Genomic DNA, 12,525 nt, shown 5'->3' with positions numbered 1-12,525 from the left:
GGTGGCATTCGCGCTTGGATCGCTAATCTTGCTTGCCCGGGGGCATCTCAAGAACTGTCTTGAGCAGCGTGGGATGGCCAAGAACAGCGAGTAGTTCTCGCTTGTCGAGCCATGTCGCGGCGTCCTCCAGGCTTTTGCATTCCTCGACCTTGGCGGTTGCAGTCGCAAGCGGCACGTTGATGGGGCCGAACCTGCGGGGGCTGGCAAGCGAAAGCGAGTCCAAATGCTCGCCCAGTAACTTTGGGTCAAGCTTGAGCTGTTGCAGAGCTCCGGCCATTTCGGCGGGCTCGGATGCGGCAAGCTCGTTCGCACGGAGCACCACGGCAGGCGGATAGTTGGTCTCCGGCGTGGCAAAGACTCCGGGCGAGCTCAATCGCGAAGACGTCATGATCCCGAGCGGGATTGAAAGCAGCAGACCCAGCACCACGGGCGACATCCAGAGCAGCAGCGGCAAAGAGACGGCATAGGCGCACAGCGACAGGACCAAGCCGCAGAGTGCAGGCCCGGCGAGCTTTCGATAGACTTCACCGCGGGCGAGCTGTCCATCGCTTCGGCGTTGCACCTGCCAGCCCGCGTCTCGACCAGCGAGAATTTCCATGACGGCCTTGGTCTGGAGGATCATCATGCAGGGAGCAAGCAATGCCGCCACAAATGTCTCGCAAACGACTCCCGCCAGAACACGGAAGCTTCCTGCAAATCCGGCCCGCTCGTCACGATTGCTGATCAGCACAAGATAAGCCAGCAGCTTCGGCAGGATCAGAAGTCCCATTGTCGCGGCAAAGACCCAGGCCGCAAGCACCGGGTCCTGTTGCGGCCAGGTGGGAAACAAACTGAAGCCCTTCGGAAAGTATTCCGGCCGGATGAAGTGCGCCTGCAGCGAAATGAGCAGACCGACCAACAGGAACAGAAGCCAAAGTGGCGCCGTCACGTAGGATCCGATGCCGGTGAGCAGATGTAGCCTCGAGACCCAGTGCAGCCCGCGCGTGGGCAGGACCGCCAGATGCTGGAGGTTACCCTGGCACCAGCGACGATCTCTCCCCGCAAAGTCCAGCAGCGACGGTGGGACCTCTTCGAAGCTGCCGCGAACGGCTGGGACCATGTAGATCGCCCAGCCGGCGCGGTGCATCAACGCGGCCTCGACGAAATCATGGCTGAGGATGTGTCCGCCGAAAGGTTTGCGACCGCGCAGTTCGGGCAGTCCGGCCTCCGCAGCGAAGGCCTCGAGCCGGATGATGGCGTTGTGGCCCCAATAGTTGCCGTCGCCATCGTGCCACCAGGCATTGCCCGCCGTGATGAGGGGGCCGTATACGCGCCCAGCAAATTGCTGCAGCCTGCTAAACAGGGTACGGGCGTTGACGATGACCGGCTGTGTCTGGATCAGCGCGCAAGAGGGGTTGCGTTCCATTGCGTGGACGAGGCGAACGATCGTATCACCCTCCATCAGGCTGTCCGCATCGAGGACGACCATGTGATCATAGGCCGCGCCAAACCTGGTGACCCAGTCGGCGATGTTGCCGGACTTCCGCGCGGTATTGTCGGAGCGGCGCCGGTAGTACAGCCGATCTCCGCCGCAGGCGCGGCGTAGCTCGATGAAGGCCATCTCTTCGCTGATCCAGATGTCCGGGTCGGTCGTATCGCTCAGCAAGAACCAATCGAATTTTTCGCCATATCCGGTCGCGTCGATGGATTCGTACATCGCGCGCAGCCGCGCCATGACATGATGCGGATCCTCGTTATAGGTCGGCAGCAGCATCGCGGTGCGCGAGGTGACGTGAGGCAGCGGGCCTGTCGTGTCGATCGGCAGATTGGGCTGCCGGCGCGTCAGCAGCACGAAAAATCCGGCGAGGGCGGACATAAAGGAGAATGCGACCCAGGCGAGCAGCACGAGGAACAGACCAAGCAGCAGCGCCTCGAGAAATGTCACACCGCCGACCTTCACCACGTCGTACATGCCGTAGCCGCCTGCAAGCGTCAGCAGGGCCGTCCCGACGAAGATGAAAAGACGGCGAACGATCAACGTGGCCCCGCTATGGACCGGCGATTGCCTGACTTCAGCCGCGCGGTCGAGCCGACACGGCAGCATCGAGAGCGGGCGTTCCTGCGGCAAGAACGGGCGGGCGGGCGCGCTTCGCAGCGGCGCCTGCGATTGCTTCAGGGCGTCCATCGATAGATCCATACTTCGGAGACCGGTGCATCATTCTGCGCCAGGAAGGCACGAAGCTCGATCGACGCCTGCCCCTTGACCGAACATTGGAAGCTCAGGCGCCATCCGCCGGTCACGGGATTTGGTTGCGTGACGATGTTGCTGATGTCGGCTTTTTCAGCGGTCACCACCCCTTTGATGGCCTTGGGATCAACGCCTTTGAGGCGGTCGCCCATCAGTTCCAGGACGAACAGCTTGCTGTCATCTCCCCGACTGCCGATTCCCGTTCTGGTAAATCGTGCGAGCGCGTCGGCCTTCGGCGCGTCCGTGCCCCAGTGCAGTCGATAGGTAAAGATGTGTTCGCTCTTTGCCGTCAGGGGCTGCTTCGGCTGCCAGAGCGCGGCGATATTGTCGTGGACTTCCTCCTTGGTCGGAATCTCGAACAGTTTTACCGCCCCTTCGCCCCAATCGCCGATCGGTTCGAACCAGAGGCTCGGGCGCGTTTCGAAACTGGATTCCAGATCCTGATAAGCGAGATAATTCCTTTCCCGCTGCATGAGGCCGAAGCCGCCCGGATTGACGTCGGCAAAACTGCTGACCTGCAGATCGTGCGGATTGTTGAGCGGTCGCCAGAGTTGTTCACCTCTGCCGTTGAAGATCGAAAGTCCATCCGAGTCGTGAACGGCGGGGCGGAAATCGTCGAAATCCTTTCGATCGTTCGGACCGAAGAAGAACATGCTGGTCATCGGCCCGAGCCCGGCGTGCTCGAGGTCGACCCGCGGATAGATCGCCATCTCGACGTCGAAAACCGTGGTTTGGCCGGGCCGAATGGTGAAACGGTAGCTTGCGGCCGCGCTCTTGCTGTCGAGCAGCGCGTGGACCACCATCGAGGAGGCATTCAGCGCCGGCTTCTCCAGCCAGAAGGCCTTGAACACCGGGAACTCTTCGCCTTTGCTTTCGCCGGTATCGATCGCGAGCCCCCGCGCCGACAGACCATAGGTCTGTCCTTTCGCAACGGCCCGGAAGTAGCTTGCGCCGAGGAATACGCAGAGTTCGTCGTAATAATCCGGTTTGTTGATCGGGGCGTGGATGCGGAAGCCGGCGAATCCAAGGTCCGCATCCGGCCATTGTCCGAGGCCCTCGCCGAACGAAAAGTCATCGCGCCGGTACGAGACCGGTGTGACGCTCCTGTCCACCACCTGAAAGATGTCGACCCTGTTCTTGTAGAAGAAGCCGCGGTGGAAAAATTGAACTTCGAATGGCAGCTTTTCTGCGCGCCATAGCGCCTTTTCGGGCGCGAAACGAATAGACCGGTATTGGTCGTAGTTGAGATTCTTCAGTGCATCCGGCAGCTTCTCGTCCGGAGCCGCGAACGGCTTGGCCGCAAGCGCGCGCGCCAGCTCGCGCACATAGGATGGGCTGAAGGGCGGGGCGGCGCTGGGCTGAGCGTGTGCGGCCCGCGGCAGTATGGCTGCAGCTGAAACTGCAGCCGATCCGCGAAGAAGTTGTCGGCGGTTCACACTGGTCTCCTGGTTCGGAACAAGTGCAAACGGCTCAATTTCCCCGGAGTTCCATTCCTCGTTCTGCGGCTCTCCGCCTCCCCGGCGCGTTCCTGGCAAAGGCTTTGGTCGAGCGGATGCCGGTGCACATCCACGCAGCCATCCTCGACGTCGCGGTGATCACCGGCGGCCTGGTGATGATCTCGGCGGCGGCGAAGCAGCTGATCGCTGAGATGGGCTTGCTCAGTCAGCGCGCGGGCGTATCGGGCGCAACGTTCAGCGGCGCTCCGCCGACCGAGATCGGACCCGTCGGGGTCGCGACACGCGGCGGCTTCTTTGGCCGTGGGACGACGCGCGCTGCTGCAGCCGGTGCGACAGCGGGCGCTGCAGCTGGCGGCATCGACGTAACAGGCCCCGGCGACGGGAACGGCGCGGCCGCTGGCTGCGGGGCCTGGCTCTTCAGCGCGTCGATCTTCGAACTCAGGTTGGCAAGCTGATTGACGATCGCCTTCAGCTGCTCTTGCTGATCGGCGACGGCCTTTTCGATGGCGGCCAAATCGTCAGCCGTCTTTTGCTGCGTGGCGAGCAGGTCCGTCATGACAGCTTTGTCATTGGCGCTGGTCTCGGCATCCGCGGCCTCGCGTCCCGCCGAGGGAAGGAACAATCCCCCGTTCAGCCAGACATAACCGGCCGCTGCCCCCGCGAGCGCAAGGACTACGGCAATGACGAGCGCAAGCGGCCACCGGCGACGGGGCGCGGGAAGGAAGGGCGGTGGCTCCACGACTGGCCAACTGGGGGTCGATTCGGAATTCATCCGAATTTCCTAGTCAGCCTTTTCGCTCCGCGCAATTGGTGCTTCGGCGATCGGCATGCATAGGGGGTCCCCGCCGAGGCGCTGCTACAGAGAGGCTGGGCGCGGCAGTGCCTCGCTCAGCCTCTCACGCGAAGCAGTGCAGCCCTTAAGCGGCGGTCGCCAGCACGCGCAGGCGATGGCCGTCGGGATCGAGCGCAACGAAGGTGTCGCCGAAGGGCATGGCGGTCGGAGGCTGCGCAATCCGCACCCCGCGGGTCAGCCATGTGTCGTGGGTCGCGCGCACCGCCTCCGCGTTCGCGACCGCCCAGGAGATCTCGCTGGAGCAGATCTCGTTGCAGCCGGCCTCCGAAGCGGAAGGCGGCACGACCGCGTCCCGCTGCCACAGGCCCAGCATGACGCCGCTCCCGAGCGGAAGAACCACGAATTTGGGGGATGATTGCGCGACGGGGCACCCCAGCAGGGTCTGATAGAAAGTGGAGCTCGCTTGCGCATCGTTGACATAGAGCACCACGAGATTGAAGTCGGCCATTTGCATCTCCTGTTCAGCTGGCGATGGCCGACGCTTACAGGAAGGTGCTGCCAGTTTCTGTCAGCATGGTTGCTGCTCGCCAATGCTGTCCCGCTGCCGCCACTCCCGCAGCAAATCGGTGCGGCGTCGCTTGTAGCGGCGCTCCGTGAGCGTGATCGACAGGATCCGGTCGGTGCGGAAATGGCGGTAGTCGCCGCGGCTCTCGCACCAGGCCGCCACCATGCGTACCCGATCGAAGAATCCGAGCGCGATCGGCCAGATCGTGCGGCTGGTGCGGTTGTCCCGTTCGTCGCTGTAGACGATGCGCAATTTGCGCTCCGTGCGGATGGCGGCGCGAATGATCGGCAATTCGGCGTCGCCTGCCGCCGGATCGCGGCGAGCGACCATCAGGCCTGACGTTTCCAGGCTCCGCTGCAGATCGTCCGGCAATACGGCGGCGATCTTCGCAAGCGCGTTCTTGGCTGCCTTTCCGAGCGGCTCATCCGGCTGTGCGGCAACCCACCGGCCGCCCAGCACCAGCGCCTCGATCTCCTCTTCCGAGAACATCAGCGGCGGCAACATGAATCCCGGCCGCAGCACATAGCCGATGCCGGCCTCGCCATCGATGTGGGCGCCTTGGCCCTTCAGCGTCTCGATGTCCCGATAGATCGTCCGGAGAGAGACACCCAGTTCCTCGGCCAGCCGGCATGCCGCGACCGGCCGACGATGCCTGCCCAGGAGCTGGATCACATCAAGAAGGCGTTGAGCGCGCGACATGCCGGCTGATATCACGCGCTACTGCCAGATTCTGTCAGCATCGACGTCCAGCTCGGCTGGGCGTCGTCCGTGACGCCGCCGAGGGCTGCGGCCAATATCAGCTGACGGGATCGCGGCGGGGCAGACCAGAAGCGGCCGCCCGGCATTCCGGGCGGCGCTCCCGATTGCGGGTGTGGACTAGCGGCGGCTTTCGGCGACTTGCCTTTCGCCGGCCAGCTTGCCTCCGGCCAGCAGGCTGGTGCAAAGCCACCTGGTCTCTCGGGGCGATGCGCCGAGGAAGGACTTGGTCTCGACGCACTGCGCGTAGGTATTGTAGGTCAGCGTGTCTCGGCACGTTGGCGAGAAATGAGAGGTAAACGGCTCAGAGCCGCTGCTGAAGCTGCATCCGACCCACGGGGCGTTGCCGACTCGATAGCTGGTTTCGCAACCACCGTTGCAGCTGCTGGCGGATCGCTCCAGCTTGGCAAGCCTTGCCAATGGTGTACCCGGCGCGAACGCCGGATTCTGAGCCGTCGATGAGCCAGATGTCCGGTGATGGGATGTCGCGGTCGTTGGCCCCGGCCTCGGCACAACGGTTTGTCTTGCCTTCGGTGCTTCGACCGAGACGGCGGGAAGCGAGGAGTTCGGTGTGGGTTGCGACATTGCCGCGCTGCTGCACAGCAAGACAGTTGACAAGGTCGCGACGACTGACGGCACGGCGAAGCCTAACGAGAATCTCATGAGGTGCCTCCCAAATCGGGGACGGAACAGCCGTCCCGACACTTAGGGTTGTATCACAATATTCTGATACGCGGCAATTCGGAGGACGCAGAAGCTTCTGCGCAATCAACATGGGTGGCCGATAGATCGTCGCTCCGCTCGCGCCATTGCAATGCCGGCTTTCGGCCTTTTGTGACACCGAGTGATGTCCACCGGTGCATTGTTGAGAAGCGCACATCGGGTGCATCGCGGTGACTGCGCTCGCGGCTGTAGCGAGACTTGCGATGATGACCGAGGTCCGGCCATCTGGTCTCGCCAAGTTGCAAACAAGCGGTCGGCACAATACCGTCGCTTGTTCGACGCCCGGTCTGACGACCACACTTCCCAGGAACCAATCATATGAACGATGTCTCTGCACCCCGCGCGATCAATCGCCCTCCGGGGAAGATCGACATCCCCTCCGCCTGGCTGGGCGCCGAGATGAAGGCCAATCCCGGTCGTTGGTTGGTATCGCTCAACGCCGGCGAGATCGCCGAGCTCGAGAACGCGGCTGAATCCTATCTGGGGCGGAGCAGGAAGATCGCCGAGATCACGAAGGAGAGCTTTCCGTTGCCTCAACTCGGCGCGCACCTGGAACAGCTCAAGACAACGCTGCTCACTGGCCTCGGCTTCGAAGTCATCCGCGGGCTGCCGGTTGAGAAGTACAGCCAGGAGTTTGCTGCGACCATCTTCTGCGGGGTGGGTGCGCATTTGGGATCGGCGCGTTCGCAGAACGCAGCGGGCCACATTCTCGGTCATGTCCGCGACGTCGGTGCCGACGCGAAGGATCCGAACGTCAGGATTTATCAGACGTCGGAACGGCAAACATTCCATACCGACTCGTCCGACGTGGTTGGGCTGCTATGCATCCGCGAGGCGATGGAGGGAGGGGACTCTCTCCTTGTCAGCACGTCGACGATCTACAACGAGATGTTTGCCAGACGCCCCGACCTTGTTGCTCTCTTGTTCGACGGAATCGCGACTGACAGGCGCGGCGAGGTGCCGGAGAACGAAAAGCCATATCTCGAAATCCCGGTGCTGAACTGGCACGCGGGATTCCTGACCGGGTTCTACCAGCGCCAGTACATCGACAGTGCGCAGCGCTTTCCCGATGCGATGAGGCTGACGCCTGATCACGTCGAGGCGCTCGATCTGTTCGACGCGCTTGCAAACCATCCCGATCTGCATTTCGGCATGCGGCTGCAGCCGGGAGACATGCAGTTCGTCTACAATCATGCCCTGCTGCACGATCGGACCGGATTCCGCGACTGGCCTGAGGTCAGCCAGAAACGTCATCTGTTGCGGCTGTGGCTCAGCATGGAAGGCGACCGGCCGCTGCCCGATTGCTTCAGGCAGCGCTACGGCTCGATCGAGATCGGCAACCGCGGCGGCATCATCGTCAAAGGGACAAGTCTGAACGTTCCGCTGGATTGAGGGCCGAAGTCAGAAGTGCGTCGCGCGACGGCATTCGTCCCAATGGGGTCGCCAGCGAAATGGACGTGATTACCCCGCTTCGAGCGTTCACGGGCTGAATACGCTCTGGAGGAAGCGCTCCTTCTCGCCAGGCGCATAACCCTGACAAGCGCCGAAATACGGTTCAGGCTTGTTGCAGTCCGCCGTGCCGGGCCGGTCCCGGAGCGTCTCCCGAGGTGGCACGTAGGCATAGCTCGAAGCGCGAACCGGATGGCGGTGGGGATGGTGCACCGGCGCGGCGTTGGCAACGCCGCACAGGGCGATCAAAAGGCTCAAAGCCAGAATGGAACGCATCGCTTTTCCTCCAGACGCCTTCGCCTCCCTTAATTAGCCTTCGACCGCAAAGCCCCAACGGATCACGGCGTTACGACGGGTCACATTCCCGGCATCGCGGGGCCGCGTGAGCAGTCGTGCGATTTGGCAAATGTTGCCTGGCGACCTCAAGCGATGTCTGTCCACGCAGCATCGCTCCACCGTTTTGAAGTCTAATTGAAATACCGCTGAGCAAACTTCCGGAAGTTTTCCATCAAGAACCGATGTGCGCGCTTGCTGATCGGAGCGTCTGGCACCATCATATCAAAACCGTGATACGCGCCGTCGAACATTTCGAACTCAACCGGAATGTTGGCCCGACGAAGGTTCTCGACGTAGATTTTCGTTTCATCCCGAAATGGCTCGAGACTGCCGACAAACGTGATCGTCGGCGGCACCTTCGTATAGTCCGTGCAGCGTGCCGCAGCCGCGTAGGGCGTAATGGTCTTCACGCCCTCGAGATAGCGCGACCACGCCAGCCTGTTGGCTCGTTCATCCCAAACGGGTGCGTCGTTTCCAACAACAGATGCGCTATTCTGCCGGTCATCGATCATTGGATAGAGCGGCATTTGAAACGCGATTTTTGCGTCGCCGGTATCGGTCGCCTTGAGCGAGACGGCGGCTGCAAGCCCACCGCCCGCGCTATGGCCCGACACGATGAATTTGTCAGTCCTTCCGCCGAGGGAGGCCGCATGATCCCTTATCCATAGCAAGGTGTCGTAGCAGTCATTGAATGCGGCCGGGTACGGGGATTGAGCGGCCTTTCGATAGTCCGGCGCGACGATGATGCACGGCTCCGTATCGATGAAGTCCTTGAGGATCGAGCCGAATTGCTCGGGCACCCCGTGAACGTAACCGCCACCGTGCAAATAGAGCATGATCGGCAGCGGCCCAATCGCCGCGGTTGGCCGATAGATTCTCACACGAATAGGCGCCCCGCCATTCCTGCTTGGAATGTGTCGCTCTTCGTTGACAAGTCCCCTGATGTTGCTTCCCCGCAAGATCGCCGCAGAGAAGCGGAACACGAGCAGAGAGAACCATCGCGTGTGAACGAAGCTTGCGATGATCCGCCCAAAGGCATATCGGCCGCGCAAGTCTTCATCCACCATTTCTCTGGTGACCTTCATCCGATACGTCCCGCCGAGTTCAGAAGGCTAGGGTCAGGACTCATTGATCAAAGCCAATGACGGCCTGCTTCTATGTCAGGTTACAACATGAACAGCCCGAGGCCTTCGACAACTTCCCGCTTCGTTGCCTCGGTCCGGCTCCGCGCCTTTTCCGTACCGCTGCGGATCACGTCGCGCACAAAGGCGGGATCTTTGGCCAGTTGCGCCCTTCGTTCTCGGATCGGCCCGATTAGCGCCTGCAAGATGTCGTCGAGGCGACGCTTGATCTTGCTGTCGCCTGTTCCTCCCCGCCGATACTGCGCCTTCAGCCCTTCCAGCGCGGCGCGGTCTTCATCGAAAGCATCCAGATAGGTGAAGACGACGTTGCCTTCCACTCGTCCGGGATCTTCGACCCGTAGATGGTTCGGGTCGGTGAACATCGCCTTCACCGCCGCCGCGATCTCGTCCGGCGAGGCCGAAAGAGCGATGGCATTGCCGCCGGATTTCGACATCTTCGCTTTCCCGTCCACGCCCGGCAGACGCCCCGCCTGTGGAATGACGGCCTGCGCTTCCAGCAGGATGGCCTGTCCGGCGGCGGTGTTGATACGGCGCACGATATCGTTGGTCTGTTCGATCAGCGGCGCCTGATCCTCGCCCACCGGCACTACAGTCGCCTTGAACGCGGTAATGTCCGCCGCCTGCGCCGCAGGGTAGCACAGGAAGCCTGCCGGGATGTCGCGCCCGAAGCCGCGGCTGCGGATCTCATCCTTGATCGTGGGATTGCGCTCCAACCGGGCGACGGTCACGAAGTTCAAATAGAGCATCGACAGCTCGGCAAGCGCGGGCAGGTGGGATTGTAGGCAGATCGTGGTCTTGGCTGGGTCGATCCCGACGGCAAGGTAGTCCAGCGCCACCTCCATCACACTGCGCCGCACCTTGTCGGGGTCATGAGCATTGTCGGTCAGGGCTTGCGTATCGGCCAGGAGCAGGAACTGCTCGTGGGTGTCTTGAAACCGCAGACGGTTGCGCAACGATCCGGCATAGTGGCCAATGTGCAGCGCGCCGGTGGTGCGGTCGCCGGTCAGAATAACGGGTCTGGTCATGGGGTGTCCTTGTGAGATGAGGGGGACACCGCATGGGGGGATCATCAAAACAAAAAGGCCGCCCTTGCGGCGGCCCCAGATGCAATGAAACGTCCGGCCGCCCTGTCAGCAGGCCAGCCACCAAAGTTTGACAATGGTCATCGTGCGTTTCATGAAAATTTCTCTAGGCTATGCGCGGAAACGGGTCAACATATGGTGCCGCGTGAATGACGGCAAAGGGCTCGGAGCGGTCGTTACGCCCGCATTGCTAATGGGTCCTGAGCCTGGTCTAAGGCGCGATGGCTCCGGCATTCTATCTTCTATCGCAACGTAGCGATCATCTTTGCCGGCACGGGCGGCCGAAGGCCCAGCCCCCGGGAAAACCTCGGGCGCGTCGATGTCGGCAGTCTTGCCGGAAGCTGTCCGAAATATGTGATCGTTCTGGTCATCGCAGCTCTGATGACCGGCTCGACCTTCGCGCAAATCAACCAGCAGATCAGGACAAGAATGCCCAGCTCGACCCACACGGCCGTGGTGGCATCCAGCCCGGCATCGACCAGGGCACGAATGATCGCGGTGCCGACGACGTTGTGGCTGAGATAGAGCGGATAGGTGATCAGTCCGAGCGTTCGCCAATAGGCCGGCGCCTCAGGAGAGGCGACACCCGCAGCGCGCCTGTTCCGGTTCGCGGCCACGGCGATGAGGAGCACCGCGGCGGCCCAAACCATGATCGGCACCAGGGCAGACTGGTCCGCGATGGCGGGAATGCTGGTCAGGAAGAAAGACGCAAAATAGTAGATCTCCGCGGCGCCCGAAAGACAGGCGACGGCAACGGCGACCCGCTCGAGCTTCGTCAGTTCTCTGTTTGAAGAAATGAACAGCCAGATGCCGAGCGCAAAGAAGCAGCCATGATTCAACAGGAATGCCGCGGCCGGAACCCGAAACATCAGGATGACGAGGTAGGGCAAATCGGACGGCGTCGTGCACGACAGCACCAGTAACGCGACAGCATTGAATATCGCGCTGTAGATGGTGAGACCCCAAGCCAGGTGCCGCAGCGTGACCTTCTTCGTGAGCATCGCGCAGTACACGAGGCCGTAAAACGCGGTCTCGGCAGCCAGCGTCCAGTAGACGCCGTCAAGCCACTGCCCTGTGACCCCCTTGGGCACCATCAGCATGGCGTCGATGTAGGGCAGGATGAATTCGGATGCCGGTCCGCTTCCGAAGAGAAGCAGAACAAGAAGGGTCGCGGTGGCACAAACCCAAACCGCCGGATAAAGCCTGAGTGCACGACCGAGCAAAAACTCGCCTGGCGACGACTTGCACGCGGAATTGGCGATCACGAAGCCGGAAATGACGAAGAAGATTTCGACGCCCACCCAGCCGAACCATGTGAAGGGCGCGGCAGACGGGTAGAGGACATCGGCGGCGACGTAGCGCTCGAAGCCCGGGACGCCAATCGAAACCCAGGCCCATGACCAGAACATCTGGTGAAAAACGGCGACGCCGAGAGCGGTGGCGAAGCGCAGCGGATCGAGCAATGCAAAATGGTTCTTCACGGGAGTGCTTCCGATCCATGAAACGATCCCGTTGCAGATATTGGATCCCTTCACCGGGCTCTGCGACGTTGGTCACGCTGTCTCCGCCGATGGTTCGAAAAGCTCGGATTCTTTGCAGATATTGGCGAACGCTTCGTACCGCGCCTCCGCGCTGTGTGATGTTTCTCACGGTGGCGCCGAGGCTACCGCCGGATCAAATTCGGGATCAGCCATGGGAAAGCTGCGCGTTGTCCGCTCATGTGCAGGTTTTTGGACGCCGGCGACAAAGAGGCTCCGCACGCCGAACTGACCGGCGTCCAAAAAGCGCCAAGGCACGAAGTCGCGGGAAGTTGAGCACCGGCCAAGCAGCGAGCGCTATGGGGATTTAATGCCGGCGTCGGGCTCGATGATAGACGTGACGGCGACAGGATTGGACCTGCGTGTCCGGACGTAGGACAGTTCAGGAGAGTGCATTAGGCTTTTGGGCGGGCGTTCGGAGCGCACCAATGCGCGATGTGCGCACTGATGGATGCCG

General features: G+C 61.9%; 10 protein-coding genes and 1 pseudogene. 2 read left to right on the top strand and 9 right to left on the bottom strand.

The features are described from left to right. Positions 1-22 precede the first annotated feature (22 nt). Positions 23-2,164, bottom strand: coding sequence for a glucans biosynthesis glucosyltransferase MdoH (gene mdoH / locus XI06_RS19955; protein ID WP_237866435.1), 2,142 nt, complete (start codon positions 2,162-2,164; stop codon positions 23-25). Further along, entirely contained in the window at positions 2,152-3,663 is a 1,512-nt protein-coding gene (locus tag XI06_RS19950) for a glucan biosynthesis protein G (RefSeq protein WP_271606285.1), read from the bottom strand. The genes mdoH and XI06_RS19950 overlap by 13 nt, the downstream gene beginning before the upstream one ends. A gap of 68 nt (positions 3,664-3,731) precedes the next feature. On the opposite strand from XI06_RS19950, the pseudogene XI06_RS19945 reads away from it, so the two are divergent. Beyond that, a pseudogene (locus tag XI06_RS19945) lies at positions 3,732-3,869 on the top strand (sulfite exporter TauE/SafE family protein); the annotation flags it as partial. A 20-nt stretch (positions 3,870-3,889) separates the two neighbouring features. On the opposite strand, the gene XI06_RS19940 reads toward XI06_RS19945, so the two are convergent. From XI06_RS19940 to XI06_RS19930, 3 genes are all read right to left on the bottom strand, one after another. Continuing rightward, positions 3,890-4,456, bottom strand: a complete 567-nt coding sequence (locus tag XI06_RS19940; RefSeq protein ID WP_271606289.1) for a hypothetical protein — start codon at positions 4,454-4,456, stop codon at positions 3,890-3,892. A gap of 145 nt (positions 4,457-4,601) precedes the next feature. Continuing rightward, a complete protein-coding gene (locus XI06_RS19935; RefSeq protein ID WP_237866433.1) occupies positions 4,602-4,985 on the bottom strand; it encodes a VOC family protein in 384 nt (127 codons plus the stop codon). A 60-nt stretch (positions 4,986-5,045) separates the two neighbouring features. Beyond that, positions 5,046-5,741 carry a helix-turn-helix transcriptional regulator gene (locus XI06_RS19930; RefSeq protein ID WP_271606245.1) on the bottom strand — a complete coding sequence of 232 codons (696 nt, stop codon included), beginning with the start codon at positions 5,739-5,741 and terminating at the stop codon, positions 5,046-5,048. Positions 5,742-6,839: 1,098 nt separating this feature from the next. Between XI06_RS19930 and XI06_RS19925 the strand changes: the two genes are divergently transcribed. Continuing rightward, positions 6,840-7,913, top strand: coding sequence for a TauD/TfdA family dioxygenase (locus tag XI06_RS19925; RefSeq protein WP_271606244.1), 1,074 nt, complete (start codon positions 6,840-6,842; stop codon positions 7,911-7,913). Between the two features lie 87 nt (positions 7,914-8,000). Here the strand turns inward: XI06_RS19925 and XI06_RS19920 are convergent, their stop codons facing one another. The 4 genes from XI06_RS19920 to XI06_RS19905 form a co-directional block, all read right to left on the bottom strand. Further along, entirely contained in the window at positions 8,001-8,246 is a 246-nt protein-coding gene (locus XI06_RS19920) for a hypothetical protein (RefSeq protein WP_271606243.1), read from the bottom strand. A gap of 191 nt (positions 8,247-8,437) precedes the next feature. Then, on the bottom strand, positions 8,438-9,391 hold the full coding sequence (locus tag XI06_RS19915; protein ID WP_237866429.1) for an alpha/beta hydrolase: 954 nt from the start codon (positions 9,389-9,391) through the stop codon (positions 8,438-8,440). A gap of 80 nt (positions 9,392-9,471) precedes the next feature. Further along, on the bottom strand, positions 9,472-10,473 hold the full coding sequence (gene trpS / locus XI06_RS19910) for a tryptophan--tRNA ligase (protein WP_237866669.1): 1,002 nt from the start codon (positions 10,471-10,473) through the stop codon (positions 9,472-9,474). Positions 10,474-10,772: 299 nt separating this feature from the next. Then, a complete protein-coding gene (locus XI06_RS19905; RefSeq protein ID WP_237866671.1) occupies positions 10,773-11,993 on the bottom strand; it encodes an acyltransferase family protein in 1,221 nt (406 codons plus the stop codon). Positions 11,994-12,525: the final 532 nt, after the last annotated feature.

This window comes from Bradyrhizobium sp. CCBAU 11434 (assembly GCF_028128895.1).
Classification (GTDB): Bacteria; Pseudomonadota; Alphaproteobacteria; order Rhizobiales; family Xanthobacteraceae; genus Bradyrhizobium; species Bradyrhizobium zhengyangense.
This window is presented reverse-complemented; position numbering and strand designations above follow the sequence as displayed.

Excerpts from the sequence above, each read along its gene's own strand:
- mdoH (WP_237866435.1), bottom strand. The coding sequence starts at position 2,164 with ATGGACGCCCTGAAGCAATCGCAGGCGCCGCTGCGAAGCGCGCCCGCC.
- XI06_RS19940 (WP_271606289.1), bottom strand. The coding sequence starts at position 4,456 with ATGAATTCCGAATCGACCCCCAGTTGGCCAGTCGTGGAGCCACCGCCC.
- XI06_RS19935 (WP_237866433.1), bottom strand. The coding sequence starts at position 4,985 with ATGGCCGACTTCAATCTCGTGGTGCTCTATGTCAACGATGCGCAAGCG.
- XI06_RS19930 (WP_271606245.1), bottom strand. The coding sequence starts at position 5,741 with ATGTCGCGCGCTCAACGCCTTCTTGATGTGATCCAGCTCCTGGGCAGG.
- XI06_RS19925 (WP_271606244.1), top strand. The coding sequence starts at position 6,840 with ATGAACGATGTCTCTGCACCCCGCGCGATCAATCGCCCTCCGGGGAAG.
- XI06_RS19920 (WP_271606243.1), bottom strand. The coding sequence starts at position 8,246 with ATGCGTTCCATTCTGGCTTTGAGCCTTTTGATCGCCCTGTGCGGCGTT.
- XI06_RS19915 (WP_237866429.1), bottom strand. The coding sequence starts at position 9,391 with ATGAAGGTCACCAGAGAAATGGTGGATGAAGACTTGCGCGGCCGATAT.
- trpS (WP_237866669.1), bottom strand. The coding sequence starts at position 10,473 with ATGACCAGACCCGTTATTCTGACCGGCGACCGCACCACCGGCGCGCTG.